This window comes from Paracraurococcus ruber, from assembly GCF_004353985.1.
Lineage (GTDB): Bacteria > Pseudomonadota > Alphaproteobacteria > Acetobacterales > Acetobacteraceae > Paracraurococcus > Paracraurococcus ruber.
The window spans coordinates 1-13,694 of sequence record NZ_SMOA01000154.1 but is presented as its reverse complement, the minus strand read 5'-3'; the positions used below and the strand labels follow the sequence as shown (position 1 = coordinate 13,694).

The 13,694-nt window shown below is 75.4% G+C and carries 13 protein-coding genes; 5 read left to right on the top strand and 8 right to left on the bottom strand.

Annotation, left to right across the window (positions count from 1 at the left end; genetic code table 11):
- A partial coding sequence (locus tag E2C05_RS21450; protein ID WP_456306513.1) for a hypothetical protein occupies window positions 1-347 on the bottom strand: 347 nt, incomplete at its 3' end.
- Between the two features lie 49 nt (window positions 348-396).
- On the opposite strand from E2C05_RS21450, the gene E2C05_RS21445 reads away from it, so the two are divergent.
- Window positions 397-1,839 (top strand): FAD-binding oxidoreductase, encoded by a 1,443-nt coding sequence (locus tag E2C05_RS21445; RefSeq protein ID WP_133221692.1) that lies wholly within the window; start codon window positions 397-399, stop codon window positions 1,837-1,839.
- A 77-nt stretch (window positions 1,840-1,916) separates the two neighbouring features.
- Here the strand turns inward: E2C05_RS21445 and E2C05_RS21440 are convergent, their stop codons facing one another.
- The 3 genes from E2C05_RS21440 to E2C05_RS21430 form a co-directional block, all read right to left on the bottom strand.
- Entirely contained in the window at window positions 1,917-2,873 is a 957-nt protein-coding gene (locus E2C05_RS21440; protein ID WP_133221691.1) for a Bug family tripartite tricarboxylate transporter substrate binding protein, read from the bottom strand.
- A 196-nt stretch (window positions 2,874-3,069) separates the two neighbouring features.
- Window positions 3,070-3,837 carry a SapC family protein gene (locus E2C05_RS21435; protein ID WP_133221690.1) on the bottom strand — a complete coding sequence of 256 codons (768 nt, stop codon included), beginning with the start codon at window positions 3,835-3,837 and terminating at the stop codon, window positions 3,070-3,072.
- A 188-nt stretch (window positions 3,838-4,025) separates the two neighbouring features.
- Window positions 4,026-4,493: a MarR family winged helix-turn-helix transcriptional regulator gene (locus E2C05_RS21430; RefSeq protein WP_133221694.1), complete on the bottom strand. Its 468-nt coding sequence runs from the start codon at window positions 4,491-4,493 to the stop codon at window positions 4,026-4,028.
- A 135-nt stretch (window positions 4,494-4,628) separates the two neighbouring features.
- On the opposite strand from E2C05_RS21430, the gene E2C05_RS21425 reads away from it, so the two are divergent.
- The 4 genes from E2C05_RS21425 to E2C05_RS21410 all read left to right on the top strand — a co-directional run bounded on the left by E2C05_RS21425 (window position 4,629) and on the right by E2C05_RS21410 (window position 9,230).
- The gene (locus E2C05_RS21425) at window positions 4,629-5,666 is read left to right on the top strand and encodes a M29 family metallopeptidase (RefSeq protein WP_133221689.1); all 1,038 of its coding nucleotides are present in this window, start codon (window positions 4,629-4,631) and stop codon (window positions 5,664-5,666) included.
- Window positions 5,663-6,397, top strand: coding sequence for an alpha/beta fold hydrolase (locus E2C05_RS21420; RefSeq protein WP_133221688.1), 735 nt, complete (start codon window positions 5,663-5,665; stop codon window positions 6,395-6,397). The genes E2C05_RS21425 and E2C05_RS21420 overlap by 4 nt, the downstream gene beginning before the upstream one ends.
- Before the next feature lie 4 nt (window positions 6,398-6,401).
- A complete protein-coding gene (locus E2C05_RS21415; protein ID WP_133221687.1) occupies window positions 6,402-7,673 on the top strand; it encodes an acyl-CoA dehydrogenase family protein in 1,272 nt (423 codons plus the stop codon).
- Window positions 7,674-7,736: 63 nt separating this feature from the next.
- Window positions 7,737-9,230 carry a class I adenylate-forming enzyme family protein gene (locus tag E2C05_RS21410; RefSeq protein ID WP_133221686.1) on the top strand — a complete coding sequence of 498 codons (1,494 nt, stop codon included), beginning with the start codon at window positions 7,737-7,739 and terminating at the stop codon, window positions 9,228-9,230.
- Here E2C05_RS21410 and E2C05_RS21405 read toward each other — a convergent pair.
- The 4 genes from E2C05_RS21405 to E2C05_RS21390 all read right to left on the bottom strand — a co-directional run.
- Entirely contained in the window at window positions 9,145-9,894 is a 750-nt protein-coding gene (locus E2C05_RS21405; protein ID WP_133221685.1) for a sugar transferase, read from the bottom strand. The two genes, E2C05_RS21410 and E2C05_RS21405, sit on opposite strands and share 86 nt — an antisense overlap.
- Window positions 9,887-11,152, bottom strand: a complete 1,266-nt coding sequence (locus E2C05_RS21400; RefSeq protein WP_240046820.1) for an O-antigen ligase family protein — start codon at window positions 11,150-11,152, stop codon at window positions 9,887-9,889. Before E2C05_RS21400 ends, E2C05_RS21405 begins: the two co-directional genes overlap by 8 nt.
- A 2-nt stretch (window positions 11,153-11,154) precedes the next feature.
- The gene (locus E2C05_RS21395; protein ID WP_133221684.1) at window positions 11,155-12,048 is read right to left on the bottom strand and encodes a hypothetical protein; all 894 of its coding nucleotides are present in this window, start codon (window positions 12,046-12,048) and stop codon (window positions 11,155-11,157) included.
- A gap of 69 nt (window positions 12,049-12,117) precedes the next feature.
- Window positions 12,118-13,694, bottom strand: a 1,577-nt coding sequence (locus E2C05_RS21390; RefSeq protein ID WP_133221683.1) for a heparinase II/III domain-containing protein, incomplete at its 5' end; no start/stop codon positions are given.

Sequence of the window (13,694 nt, the reverse complement as noted above, 5' to 3'; positions counted from 1 at the left end):
CCGGCGACCGGCGGCGGGACCAGGGCGGCATAGCGCACCGGCGCCGCGGGCACCCCGGGCGGGGCGGCGGCCGGCGCCGCGCCGCCGGGGCAGATCGGGCAGGAGTCATGGACCGCGGCCGGGGCGGCGGGTTGCCCGTCCTCCCCCAGCAGGATGGTCCGCGGGCCGTCCACGCCGCAGATCTCCACCGCATGGGCGCCCGCGGGGGCGAGGCCGAGCGGCGCCAGGCACTGCGCGAAGGCCGAGCCCCACTGCCAGACGAGCAGCAGGGCCAGCAGCACGCGGAGATGGCGGCCAGGGCGAACCATGCCCCTGGCATGCCGCAGAAGGATGAAGAAGTCACGCAAGCGGGATGCAAATTGACGGAGGCCGCGCGCCGGCCCAGGAGTCGCGCCCATGCCCGACGACCAGCCCCTGCCCCCCGACCTCGCCCCAGGCCTGCTCGGCCGCCTGCAGGCCCTGCTCGGCCCGCGCGGCCTGCTGACCGACCCCGCCGACCTGGCGCCGCACCTGGCGGACTGGCGGAACCTCTACCGGGGCCGCACCCCCTGCGTGATCCGCCCGGCCTCCACCGCCGAACTGGCCGAAGCCGTGAGGCTCTGCGCCGCCGCCGGCACGCCGCTGGTGCCGCAGGGCGGCAACACCTCCATGGTCGGCGGCGCGACGCCGGATGAGGGCGGGCGGCAGGTCGTGGTCTCGCTGGCCCGGCTGAACCGCGTGCGCGACCTCGACCCGCTCGACATGACCATGACCGTCGAGGCCGGGCTGGTGCTGAAATCGGCGCAGGACGCGGCGGCGGCGGCAGGCTGCCTCTTCCCGCTCTCGCTGGGCGCCGAGGGCACGGCGACGGTGGGCGGCGTGCTCTCGACCAATGCCGGCGGCAACACCACCGTGCGCTACGGCAATGCCCGCGACCTGATGCTGGGGCTGGAGGTGGTGCTGCCCGACGGCCAGGTGCTGGACGGGCTGCGGCGGCTGCGCAAGGACAATACCGGCTATGCCTGGCGGCACCTGTTCGTCGGCGCCGAGGGCACGCTGGGCTTCATCACCGCCTCCGTGCTGCGGCTGTTCCCCCGCCCGCGGGAGGCGGAGGTCGCGCTCTGCGCCGTGCGGGACGAGGATGCGGCGCTCGCCGTCTTCCGCCGCCTGCGCGACCGGGACGAGGGCGCGGTGCGCGCCTTCGAATACATGTCGGGCGAGGGCGTCGGCTTCTACGCCCGGCATATCGAGGGCGCGACGGTCCCGCTGCCCGGCTTCGACCACTACGTGCTGGTGGACCTCGCCTCCTCCCGCCCCGAGGCCGGGCTGCGCGCCCTGCTGGAAGCGGTGCTGGAGGAGGCGCTGGAGGCCGGGGAAGTGCTGGACGCCACCCTCGGCGAGAGCGAGGCGCAGCGCCAGGCGCTGTGGCGCATCCGCGAGGAGCACCCGGAGGCGCAGAAGCGGGAGGGCGCCAGCGTGAAGAACGATGTCTCCGTCCCCGTCTCGAAGACGCCGGACCTGATCCGCCGGGCCTCCGACGCCTGCCGGGCGCTGATCCCCGGCATCCGCCCGGTGCCCTTCGGCCATCTGGGCGACGGCAACATCCACATGAACCTGGAGCAGCCGGTCGGCATGGACCCGGCCGCCTTCCTGGCCCGCAGCCACGACATCATGGAGACGGTGAACGCCGTGGTCCGCGACCTCGGCGGCAGCTTCTCGGCCGAGCACGGCATCGGCCGGCTGAAGACCGACATGATGGAGGATTGGCGCGGCGGGGCGGAGCTGGACCTGATGCGGCGGATCAAGCAGGCGGTGGACCCGCGGGGCCTGATGAACCCGGGGAAGGTGCTGCCGCTGTAGCGCGCACCAGGGGGTGCTGCCCCCTGCCCCCGCCGGGGCCTCAGGCGAGGCCCCAGGCCCCGGCCTGAGCCGGGCCGTCAGGCCAGGCCGATCTCCTTCAGCACCGCCTCGGTCTGCTGCGCGTCGCGCGCCAGGAATTCGGTGAAGGCCTCGCCGGTCAGGAAGGCATCCTGCCAGTCGCGGGTCTTCAGCATCTCCTTCCATGCGGGAAGGCCATGGATCTCGGTCATCAGCGCCACCAGGCGCTCGCGCGCATCGGGGCGGATGCCGGGCGGGGCGAAGACGCCGCGCCAGTTGGTCACCACCACGTCGATCCCGCTCTCCCTCAGGGTCGGGATCGCCGGGTCCGTCCGCTCGGCGCCGGTGGTGGCCAGGGCCCGCATCCGGCCGGCCCGGATCTGCTCGGCGAATTCCGACAGGCCGGAAATGCCGGCCTTCACCTGCGCCCCCAGGATCGCCGCCTGGGCCGGGCCGCCGCCGGCGAAGGCGACATAGGATGCCTCCCGCGCCGACCGGCCCAGCGCCTTCAGGACCAGCCCCAGCGTGATGTGGTCGGTCCCGCCGGCCGAGCCGCCGGCGACGGAGACCGCGCCAGGCCCCGCCTTCAGCGCGTCGAGGAAGCCGCGCAGGTCGCGGATCTCGGAGGCTGCCGGGACGACGATGACCCCCGCCTCCTCCGTCATCCGCGCCACCGGCAGCACGTCCTTCAGCCCGACAGGGGTGCGGTTGGTCAGCGTGGCGCCGACCATGATGCTGCCGGCGACCATCAGGCTGTCCGCCCGGCCGCGGCGCTGGCCGACGAAGCGGGGCAGGCCCACCGTGCCGCCGGCGCCGCCGACATTCTCGAACTGGAAGTTCCCGACCAGCCCGGCGCCGCGCGCCACCTGCTCGATGGCACGGCCGAGCCCGTCCCAGCCGCCGCCCGGCCCCGCCGGGATGAACATGTAGAGGCTGGCGAGGCGCTGCTGCGCCGTCGCCGGCCGGGCGACGGCAAGGCCGGCCAGAAGGGCGGGCAGGCTGCGGCGATGCGGCATGGTCTCCTCCGGCAGGCAGGCGCGGACCCGGCCCGCTCCGGCGGGCTTCCTTCGGGTTGCGCGCCGCGCTGCCGCGCTCTACCGCGCGCCCGGCCGGGCGGCAACGCGGCGCGCGGAGCCGTCCTGCGACCAACGGCCCGCCGCGTCGCGCCGGGCCGGATGACCCGGCTGGAAGCCTTTGCCGGCGGCCCGGCCTTCAGCCCGGCGGGGCGACGTGCCGCGCCAGCTCCGGCATCCCGCCGATGGACAAGAGATGGGCGTAGATCACCTCCAGCCAGCCGCGGTCGCGCAGGTCCGCCAGCTTGTCGGCCGGCAGGGCGGCCAGCGCCGGGCGGTCGACGGCGAAGAACCCGTCCACCCGAAGCGGCCGGCCGGCCTGGGGGAACTCCACCACCGCCGCCTTCAGCAGGCCGAGCGCGCTGAGCTGCTCGGTGATCGCGCGGGTGCGCAGCATCGCTTCCTCGACCGACTTCACGAAGGCCAGGGCGCGGTCGAGCTGCGGGGTCGCCTTCCCCTCGGCGTCGAAGATCGGCTCGCCCTCCGTCTCGCTCACCTGCGCCGCGGTGGTGTCGAGGCAGAGCACGAGCTGGTCGGATGCCTGCGAGGCGCGGACCAGGAAGAAGGGCACGCGGCGCAGATAGGCCGGGATGTAGACGCCCTGGCGCCAGGTCCCGTCCGGCCCGACGAACTGGTTGCTGCCGCTGGTCAGCCCGGTCAGCGCCACCGGCATGTGCGGCGCCTGGGCTGCGAAGACGATGGGCAGGGTGCGGGCGGCGACGCCGAATTCCTCGGCCGCCAGCGGGATGGCGCTCGCCTGCGCGGCGAAGCCGTAGCCGGCATCCCGCAGCCGCAGGGCGCGGTGCCGCTCGGCCGTCAGCGGCTCCAGCGAGCGGTAGAGGGGCGGCAGCACCGGCGCGGCTGCCCCGGGGGGGGCGTGGCCGTTGGCGGCAGGCATCTCGGACATGTGAAGGCTCCTTCGGTCGCGGCCTTAAGGGGGACGGCACCGGCAGGCAAGCCGCCCGGTGCCTCCCGCCCCGGCAGCCGGACGCCGGCGGTCAGCCGAGGAGGAGCCGGCCGACCTGGAGGAGGGCGGCCAGCACCATCAGGACCAGGATGATGCGCTGCAGCGTGCCGGGCGAGGGCACCCTTGGGTCAGGCCCGGCGCGGCCGGGCCTGGCGGGCGATGATGCCGCGCAGCAGGTCCTTCAGCGCCATCGCCTCGGCCTCCGGGTGGCGGGCCAGGACGTCGGCCTCATGCTGGCGCGCCGCCTGGACCAGCTCGGCCGAGATCGCCTCCCCCCGCGCGGTCAGGGCGACCCGGACAACCCGGCGGTCGCGGGCATCCTGCATGCGGCGCACCAGCCCGTCCCGCACCATCCGGTCCAGCAGCTTGGTCATGGTCGGCTGCTGCAGCAGGCACACATCGGCCAGGCCCGTCACCGTCTCCCCCGGGCTGCCCACCAGGCTCGCCAGCACCCGCCACACCGGCACGCTGATGCCGCGGCGGCGAAGCTGCTCATGAAACTCGGATGAGATCAGGTGCGAGGCGCGAGCCAGGAGGTAGAGCAGGTAGTCGTCGATGAACCGCTGTGGCGGTGCGTCCGGCGAAGGTTGCGGCATATCGAGCACGGTCCGATACCAGGGCGGTTTCTCTGTACACAGGATAGTCTTTCCAGGTGTTGAATGTTGTCAAAATAGCCCGTTGCTGAAATTTATGAAATTTCATAAGCAATGGTTCGGGAAGGAGGCGCCTGCATGCTCACCGACCGGATCGAGGCGCCCTGGATCGACGCTTTCGAGACCGTCCTGCGGCTCTGCAACGCGGCACCGGGGCTGCCGGTCTGCCTCCTGGCGGAGACGCAGTCCCGCGCCCTGAACCTCGACCTCGCCGAACTGGCGGCGCTCCGCCTCGGCTGCCGGCCCTTCCGCCTGGTGGTGCCGACGCCGCCCCAGGCCGCGCCGGTCCCGGTGCGCTCCACCGGCGCCTCCCGGGCCCTGCAGGGCCATCCCGGCGCCCTGGCCGCACTTGGCGCCTCGCCCCTCATCCTCGACCTCACGCTGGAAGGCCTGCTGCACGCGCCCGAACTGCCGGGCATCCTGAAGGCCGGCAGCCGGGTGCTGATGGTGTCCAACGAGCATCCGGAGGCACTCACCCGCCTCGTCCCCCGGCCGGAGGACGAGGCGCCGGTGAAGGCCGCCGTGAAGCGCGCCCGCGCATCGAAACACATGCAGGTCGTCTCGGCTGCGGGTACCGATCTCACAATTACGATGGAGGGTGCGGTCACCGCCGGCGTCTGGGGCTGGACCGACCGGCCGGGGACGGTGGCGCACTGGCCCGGGGGCGTCGTCGTTTCCTTCCCGCGGGCCGGCAGCGTCAGGGGCGTGCTGGTGCTGGATGCCGGCGACGCCAACCTGACCTTCAAGCGCTACCTGGAACGCCCCGTCCGCCTGACGATCGAGGACGATCACATCACGGCCATCGCCGGCGAGGGCACGGATGCCGAGCTGATGCGCCGCTATCTCGCGGCCTGGGAAGACCGGGCGGCCTATGCCGTGTCGCATGTCGGCTGGGGGCTGAACCCGCGGGCCCGCTACGAGGCGCTGGCGATGTACGACCGGCGCGACACCAACGGCACGGAATTGCGCGCCTTCGCCGGCAATTTCCTGTTCTCGACCGGCGCCAACGAGTTCGCCGGGCGCTTCACGGAGGGGCATTTCGACATCCCCGTCCGCAACTGCACCATCACGCTGGACGGCGATCCGGTGGTGATGGAAGGGAGGCTCGTGCCATGACAACCATCGCCCTGCTGCACGGCATCGGCGGCGCGAGCTGGAGCCCGGTGCTGCCGGCCCTCGCCCCCGCCCCGGTGCTGGACTGGCCCCTGCCCGGCTATGCCGGCGCGCCGATGCTGGCCGAGAGCAGCTTCGCCGCCTGGGCCGGGGCGCTGCGCGACCGGCTGGACGCCGACGGCATCCCGCGCATCGACCTGCTTGGCCATTCGATCGGCGGCATGCTGGCGCAGGAATTCGCCATCCGCTTCCCCGAGCGTGTCCGCGCCCTGGTGCTCTATGCCACGACGCCGGCCTTCGGCGGCCGCGACCCGGCCTTCGCCGAGGCCTTCCTGCGCGACCGGCTGGCGCCGCTCGACGCCGGGAAGGGCATGGCGGATCTGGCGCGAGAGGGCATGCCGCCCATGCTCCGCGCCGGCACGGCGCCCGCGCTGGCCGAGGAGGCGGTGCAGGCCATGGCGGCGGTGCCGGAGGCCGCCTACCGCGCCACCGTCCGCACCCTGACCACCTTCAACCGCCGCGATGACCTCGGCCGCATCGCCATGCCCACGCTGATCATCGGCGGGGAGACGGACCCGCTCGCCCCGCCGAAGACGCTGGAGCGGATGCGCGACGCCATCCGCGGATCCAGGCTGGCGGTGCTGCCGGGCTGCGGCCACCTCGCGCATCTCGAGGACCCGGCCAGCTTCAACGCCGCGCTGCGGGACTTCCTGCGCGGCGTGCGGGAGGGCTGAGCCGATGGATGCCCTGCCCGTCACCGCCGCGACCGAGGCGCCGATCTTCGACCCCGCCGCCTTCCGCCTGACGCCGCAGGAAGCCGCGCTGACCGCCCGGGCCCGCGACTTCGGCCGGGCCGTGCTGGCGCCGCGCGCCGCCCGCTGGGACCGGGAGGCGAGCTTCCCCACCGACAACTACCGCGACATGCATCGCGCCGGCCTGCTCGGCATCTGCATCCCGGAGGAGGAGGGCGGGCTCGGCGCCGGCTTCCGCGCCTATTGCCTCACGGCGGCCGAGATGGGCCGCTACTGCGGCGCCACCGCGCTGACCTGGAACATGCATGTCTGTAGCACGCTCTGGACCGGCGTGCTGACCGAGGATCTCGACCTGCCGGCCGAGGCGCGCGCCGGGCACCGCGCCCGCCGCCGCCGGCACTACGACCGCATCCTGCGGGACGGCGCCATCTTTTCGCAGCCCTTCTCGGAAGGCGGGGCCGCCGCCGCCGGCGGCGTCGCCTTCGGCACCACGGCGCGCCGCGTGCCGGGCGGCTTCCTCGTCAGCGGCCGGAAGATCTTCGCCAGCCTGGCCGGCCATGCCGACTACTACGGTATCCTCTGCACCGAGATCCGCGACGGGTCCGACAAGCCGTCGCGCCGCGACACGCTCTACCTCGCGGTGCCGCGGGACGCGCCCGGCGTGACGGTGGAAGGCGAGTGGGATCCGCTCGGCATGCGGGGCACCGTGTCCCGCACCCTGGTGTTCAAGGACGTCTTCGTGGAGGAGGCGGCGGCGCTGATGCCGCCCGGCCTCTACTTCCAGGCGGCGACGCGCTGGCCGCACATGTTCATGACCCTGTCGCCGACCTACATGGGCCTGGCGCAGGCGGCCTACGACTTCACCGTGGCCTACCTCCGCGGCGAATGGCCCGGCATGCCGCCGGTGAAGCGCCGCATGTACCCCACCAAGCAGATCGCGGTCGCCGAGATGCGGGTGATGCTGGAGCAGACCAAGGCACTCTGGTTCCAGGCCATCACCGATGCCCGCCCCGATCCGACCAAGGACCAGGTGCTGCGCGCCTGGGCGGCGCAGCACACGGTGATGGAGAATGCGGCGGCGCTGGCGGCAAAGGCGGTGCGCACCTGCGGCGGCCAGGCCATGCTGAAGACGCTGCCGCTGGAGCGCATCTTCCGCGATGCCCGCTGCGGCTCGCTCATGCTGCCCTGGACCGCGGAGCTCTGCATCGACCGGATCGGCCGCGATGCCCTCTACGAGAAGGGCGAGACGGATGACTGAGCCGGGGCGCGCCGACACGTCCGGCGGCGGCCGCCGCTCGCCCGGACCGGGCGGATCGCGGGGATGATCTGGCGGCGCCTCGTCGCGCTCGGGGAACGGCGGCCGGAGGCGCCGGCCCTGTCCGGCGGCGCCGGCCTGCCGACCCAGGGCGCGCTGACCTATGGCGCGCTGGCCAGGGCCGCGGACCGCGTCGCGCGGCAACTCGCCGGCCTCGGCATCCGGCGCGGCGACCGCGTCGCCCTGCTCGGCCCGAACGACCCGGCGCAGCTTGTCCTGCTCTTTGCCTGCGCCCGGCTGGGCGCGATCCTGGTGCCGCTGAACTGGCGGCTGGCCGCGCCGGAACTGCGCTACGTGCTGGAGGATGCGGGCGCCCGCCTGCTGGTCCGCCCGCCGGGCGATGCCGCGATGCGGGCGCTGGCGGCGGCGGCCGCGCCGCCGGGCTGCACGGTGCTTGACCACGGCCAGCCCCTGGCCGACCCGCCCTGGGACGGGCCGGAGGGCGCCGCCGGGGATCCGCTGCTGCTGGTCTATACCAGCGGCACCACCGGCCGGCCGAAGGGCGCGCTGCTGACCCAGGCGGCGCTGGCCGCCAATGCGGAGAATGCCCGCGCCCTGTTCGACCTGACCGAGGCCGACCGCGTGCTGACGATGCTGCCGCTGTTCCATGTCGGCGGGCTGAACATCCAGACCCTGCCGGCGCTGCTGGCGGGCGCCGAGGTCATCCTGCAGCCGGGCTTCGAGGCCGAGGCCTTCCTCGATGCCTGCGCGGCGCGGCGGCCGACGCTCTCGCTGATGGTGCCGGCGGTGATGCGGCGCCTGGTCGGGCACAAGCGCTGGGGCAGCGCCGACCTGACCTCCCTGCGGGCGGTCGGGGCCGGGTCGTCCGAGGTGCCGCTCGACCTCATCGCCGCCTTCCAGGCCCGCGGCATCCCGGTGCAGCAGGTCTATGGCGCGACCGAGACGGCGCCGATCGCCATCGCCCAGACGCGGGCGGAGGCGCTGGCGGCGCCCGGCTCGATCGGCCGCGCCGCGCCGCTCTGCGAGGCGCGGATCCAGGACCCTGCCGGCCACCCCCTGCCGCCGGGGACGGAAGGCGAGATCGCGATCCGCGGCCCCAACCTGATGCTGGGCTACTGGCGGGCGCCGGGCGCGACGGCGGAGGCGCTGGATGCGGCGGGCTGGTTCCGCACCGGCGATGCCGGCCGCATGGATGCCGACGGCCGCTTCTGGTTCACCGACCGGCTCAAGCACGTCATCATCTCGGGCGGCGAGAACATCTACCCGGCTGAGGTGGAGCGGGTGCTGCGCGGCGCCCCGGGCGTGCTGGAGGGCGCGGTCTGCGGCCGGCCGGATGCGCGCTGGGGGGAGGTGCCGGTGGCCGTGGTCGTCCCCGGCCCGGGCTTCGACCGCGCCGCCGTGCTGCGGCATTTCGACGGCCAGCTCGCCCGCTTCAAGCACCCGCGGGACATCGTCACGGCGGCGGCGCTGCCGCGGACGGCGCTCGGCAAGGTGCAGATGGCGGCGCTGCGGGCGCTGGCCGCCGCCCCGCCGGCGTGACCCCGCCCGGGCGGCGTGCCCCGCCGAAGGCCGCGCCGCGGAATTCCGGCATGGTGGCATGCCCGGGGGCCGAGACCCCTTCGCCCCGCAGCACAACCCCGACGCAGCGCAGCAGGATGGCCAGGTCGCCCCGGAGCGTCGGGCGGGCGGTGGCGTAGCGCGCATCCAGCGCCAGCCGGGCCTCCCACGGCACGGCATTGCGCCCGGCGGCCTGCGCCAGGCCGCAGAGGCCGGGCCGCACCAGCAGCCTTTGCCGCTGCGCCGGGGTGAAGCGCGGCAGGTAGTGCGGCGGCAGCGGGCGCGGCCCGACCAGGCTCATCTCGCCGCGCAGCACGTTCAGCAGTTGCGGCAGCTCGTCCAGCGCGCTGGCGCGCAGCAGGTGGCCGAAGCGGCCGAGCCGCGCCGCGTCCTCCCCCGGCCCGTCGCGCAGGCTGCGCAGCTTGAGCAGCACGAAGCTCCGCCCGCCCTGGCCGGTGCGGAGCTGGCGGAACAGCACCGGCCGGCCGAGCACGAGCCGCACGCCGAGCATGGCGAAGGCCAGCACCGGCGCCAGGGCCAGCAGCAGCAAGGCCGCGGCCGCCAGGTCGAAGCCGCGCTTTCCCCAGCGGGCATAGGCGCCGTGCGGCGGGTCCGGCCGGCCCGGCGCGGGCTGGGCCTCAGCCATGGCGGGCGCGCGCCTCGACGCCGAGGGAGAGGGCGAGGCCGAGCCCGAACCAGACCATGCGGTTGCCGAGATCGGTGGAGACCATGGCGGTCAGCGCCAGCGGCAGGGTCAGCGCCGCGATGCGCGCCGCCCTTCCGGGCGCCACATGCCGCGCCTGGCGCAGCGCCGCCAGCGCGCCGCCGCCGAAAGCCAGCAGCCAGAAGAGCAGCCCCGGCAGCCCGCCCTCGGCCAGCGCCTCCAGCGCATGGTTGTGCGGGTGCAGGGCGCGGGCATCGCCGCTGCCGGCGGCCAGGGTGAAGCCGCCCGGCCCGAGGCCGAAGGGCGCCGCCAGCCCGCCCCAGCGCAGCGCCTCCCCCCACAGGATCACGCGCGCCGGGGTCGTGGTGCCGGGGTCGCCGAACAGCCGCTCCAGCGTCCGCAGGCCGCTCTCGGCCCCCGGCAGGGCCGCCAGCACGGCCAGGGCGCCCAGGCCCAGGCCGCCGATGGCGGCCAGCCAGGCCAGCGCCGCCAGCCCCCGGCCGCGCCCGAGCAGCAGGACGGCGGGCGCCAGGGCGACCGCCAGCCCCAGGCCGAGCAGCGCCGCCCGCCCGCCCGGCACCAGCACCGCCAGGGCCAGTCCCAGCGTCAGCAGCAGCCAGGGCAGCCGGGCCGCGCCGCGCGCCTCCAGCAGCCGCACCGCCGCCAGCCCGGCGGCGCAGGCGATCGCAAGCCCCGCAAGCTGGTACTGCACCCGGATGCGGCCGGGATCCGGCGGGCCATCCCCGCCGAGCACCACGGTGTTGGTGGCGACGCCCCAGGCAGTCGCCAGCCCGATGACCAGGCCGGCCAGCAGGGTGAACCCGGCCAGCCAGCGCAGCGCCCGCGCCTCCGCCCCCACCAGCAGGCCGGCCGCCAGCATGGCGGGCCCGAGGAGGACGATGTGCGGCAGCTTCTCCGCCAGATGCAGGCGGGACGCGCTCCAGCCCCCGGCCAGCACCAGCCAGAGCAGGAGCAGCGCCGCCCCGGCCAGCGGCGGGCCGAGCGGCGTGGCCAGGTGCCAGTCCCGCCCGGCCAGCAGGAACAGCAGCGGCGGCGCCAGCAGCAGCGCCGCCAGCAGGGTCAGGTCGAGCGGCAGGGCGGCGAGGCCGGGGAGGCCCTTCAGCGCGCCGGAGAGGTGCAGCACCCCGGCGAGCAGCCCGGCGCCCGCGGCGGCCAGGCCGGGCTGCGAGGCGGCGGGGGTGCCACGGGCGGCACCGGCCGGGGCGGCATTCTCGCGCATGCTCAATCCGCCCCGGCCCGCGCCGCGTCGAACAGCGGCAGGCCCTGCATGCGGCCGCGCCAGCGCGGGTCCGGGCCGCGCAGCAGCAGCAGGAAGGCGGCGGCGCAGCCCACCGCCAGCGGGGCCGCCACCGCCAGCAGCAGCAGCAGCAGCGGCCGGTTGGGGAGGGAGGGGCGGATCTCCACCATGGGCGCGGAGACCAGCCGCGCCGCCACCGCCTCATCCGCCGCCACCACCAGGGCGCCGCGCTGCTGCTGGCCGAGCAGGTCGTAAAGCGCGTTGCGGAGATAGAGGTCGCGCTCCACCGCCAGCCGCGCCTCGATCGCCGCGATCCGGCGGCGGGCCATCTCGGCCAGGTCGGCGCGCACCTTCGCCTCGGCCAGCGCATGCAGCCGCCGCAGCGCGTCCAGCGCCGCGTCGCGGTCGCGATGCGCCAGCGTCAGCGTGACGGTGACGGTGCCGATGTTCTGGGTGGCGGCCAGGCTCCGCTCCAGCCAGTCCTGCGCATCGTCCAGATCGGCCTCGATCCGCAGGTCGAGCCTGCGGCGCAGCCAGCCGAGCGGCCCTTCCTGCCGCAGGAGGGTGAGATAGCCCAGCAGCCGGGTGTCCCGCGCCAGCATCGCCGCCGCCTCGGGCGCCCGCAGGGAGTCCAGGTAGACCGCGAAATTGCCCGACAGCCGGTCGTCCAGCAGCCCGCCGCCCATGATCGGCACCGGGGCGAGCAGGGTGGAGGTGGCGATGCCGGTGGTCTCCGCCGGGGCGACGATGGCCTGCGCGACATGGCGGCGCGGAACCTGCACCAGCAGCGTCGCCCCCAGCGCATAGAGCAGCAGCGTCAGGAGGAGGATCCGTCCCCACCACTGCCACAGGCCCCGAACCAGCAGCCCCAAGGGCATCGCCCCTCCCCGCCCCGCGGACGACGGTCGTACCTCGTGCGCCCAGCGAATGGTTTCAACGCAGAGTTGTTAAGGTAAAGTGATGATAGTTTGGAAAGAACTGCCGGGCGCGTGGACAGTCGCGCGCAGTACCGGCACGGCGTTCACCATGCCATAGGCCGGGCTCTCCCATCCCTGTTCCAGCGCAAGGTCGAGCGGCGCATCGGCCGAGACGGCGATGCGGCCGGCCGGCCCGGCAACGCCGCCCGCCTCAAGGTCCCAGTCGCCCGGGGCCAGGCGCCAGCGCAGCGTGGCGACGCGCCAGGGACCGGCGAGGCGGTCCCGCACGCGCCAGCTCCGGCCCTCCGCCACCACCTCCCGCGCATGCCGGCGGCCGCGCCAGTCCCGCAGCCAGGCGCCGTCCGGCAAGGTGCCCATGGCCGGCCAGCGGGCGAAGAGGAAGCGGGTGAGGCGGGGCATCTGGTCCTCCGCATCGAACTGGACGGTGTTGTGCGCCGCGGTGCCGGTGAAATGCGCATGCCACCAGCCCTGCGCCGGCGGCGGGTTGTAGGCGCCGGTGCCGCCATCCCGCAGCAGGGCCAGCGGCCCGTCCCACAGGTCGAGATGCAGCAGGTCCGCCTGGCCCGGGCGGAAGCGCAGCGGGCCGGTGCGCAGCAGCGCCATGGCGCCGCCGGCGCGCCAGAGCCGGATCCCCGCCCCGGCCCAGGCCGCCGGCGGCGCCGGCAGGGCCGGCCCCGGGGATGCCGCCCCGGCCAGGCCGAGCCAGGCGCAGCCCGGCTCCTCCGCCCGGCCGGCGGAGGCCCCGCAGAGGATGCGGGCGGCGCGCTCCAGGCTCGGCCGGGCATCGTCGGGCCCGGCCAAAGCGAGGTCGGCGAAGGCCGAGCCATCCTGGTGACCGAGGCGCGGCAGGGCGCCGGTCGTGGGTTCGGCCAGCCGGTGCAGCCAGGCGACGGCCGCCCCGGCCCGCGCCGCCGCGGCGGCGGACAGGCCGGGCCCGCCCAGTCGCGCCGAGAGCCAGAGCGTCGTCGCCAGCACGTCGAGCAGCAGCCGGTGATAGCCGGTGGAGAGTTGCGCGAAGCCGCCGCAGGGCGCGACGAGGCGGCGCAGGGCGGCATCCAGCCCGCGCGCGCCGGCGCGGGTCCAGCCGGCCTCCCCCAGCAGCAGGCCGCAGGCCAGCAGCCCGGCCGCCTCGGAGACGGCGTGGTTGTTGTCCTGCGCCAGGGCATAGGCCCGCGTCGCGGCGATCCGCCGTCCATGCAGCCGCAGCAGCGCCCGGGCGCCGGCGGGCACGGCCCGTTCCGCGCCGAGCAGGGCCAGCGCCAGGCCGAGATGCAGGGCACGCAGCGACGCTTCCTGACCGCAGGCCCAATTGGGGCCGCGGAAGGGCGGGTTGGCCATGGCCCAGGCCGCCAGGACTGCGTCCGCCCGCGCCAGGTGCCCGCCGCCCGGATCGAGCCGCGCCGCCTGCGCCAGCAGCGGCAATTCGGCCCAGCGGTTGCGCTCCCAGACCGGGCGGACATCGCCGGGGCGAAAGAGGTCGAGGCCAAGGGCCGGCGCCGCCGCGTCGAAGGGCCCGTGCCAGTCGCCCGGCGCGGCCGCGGCGGCGGCGGCGAGCACCGAGGCGCGATGCGCGGCGGGCAGCGGCG

Excerpts from the sequence above, each read along its gene's own strand:
- E2C05_RS21395 (WP_133221684.1), bottom strand. The coding sequence starts at position 12,048 with ATGCCCTTGGGGCTGCTGGTTCGGGGCCTGTGGCAGTGGTGGGGACGG.
- E2C05_RS21400 (WP_240046820.1), bottom strand. The coding sequence starts at position 11,152 with ATGCGCGAGAATGCCGCCCCGGCCGGTGCCGCCCGTGGCACCCCCGCC.
- E2C05_RS21415 (WP_133221687.1), top strand. The coding sequence starts at position 6,402 with ATGGATGCCCTGCCCGTCACCGCCGCGACCGAGGCGCCGATCTTCGAC.
- E2C05_RS21435 (WP_133221690.1), bottom strand. The coding sequence starts at position 3,837 with ATGTCCGAGATGCCTGCCGCCAACGGCCACGCCCCCCCCGGGGCAGCC.
- E2C05_RS21445 (WP_133221692.1), top strand. The coding sequence starts at position 397 with ATGCCCGACGACCAGCCCCTGCCCCCCGACCTCGCCCCAGGCCTGCTC.
- E2C05_RS21410 (WP_133221686.1), top strand. The coding sequence starts at position 7,737 with ATGATCTGGCGGCGCCTCGTCGCGCTCGGGGAACGGCGGCCGGAGGCG.
- E2C05_RS21440 (WP_133221691.1), bottom strand. The coding sequence starts at position 2,873 with ATGCCGCATCGCCGCAGCCTGCCCGCCCTTCTGGCCGGCCTTGCCGTC.
- E2C05_RS21420 (WP_133221688.1), top strand. The coding sequence starts at position 5,663 with ATGACAACCATCGCCCTGCTGCACGGCATCGGCGGCGCGAGCTGGAGC.
- E2C05_RS21430 (WP_133221694.1), bottom strand. The coding sequence starts at position 4,493 with ATGCCGCAACCTTCGCCGGACGCACCGCCACAGCGGTTCATCGACGAC.
- E2C05_RS21425 (WP_133221689.1), top strand. The coding sequence starts at position 4,629 with ATGCTCACCGACCGGATCGAGGCGCCCTGGATCGACGCTTTCGAGACC.
- E2C05_RS21405 (WP_133221685.1), bottom strand. The coding sequence starts at position 9,894 with ATGGCTGAGGCCCAGCCCGCGCCGGGCCGGCCGGACCCGCCGCACGGC.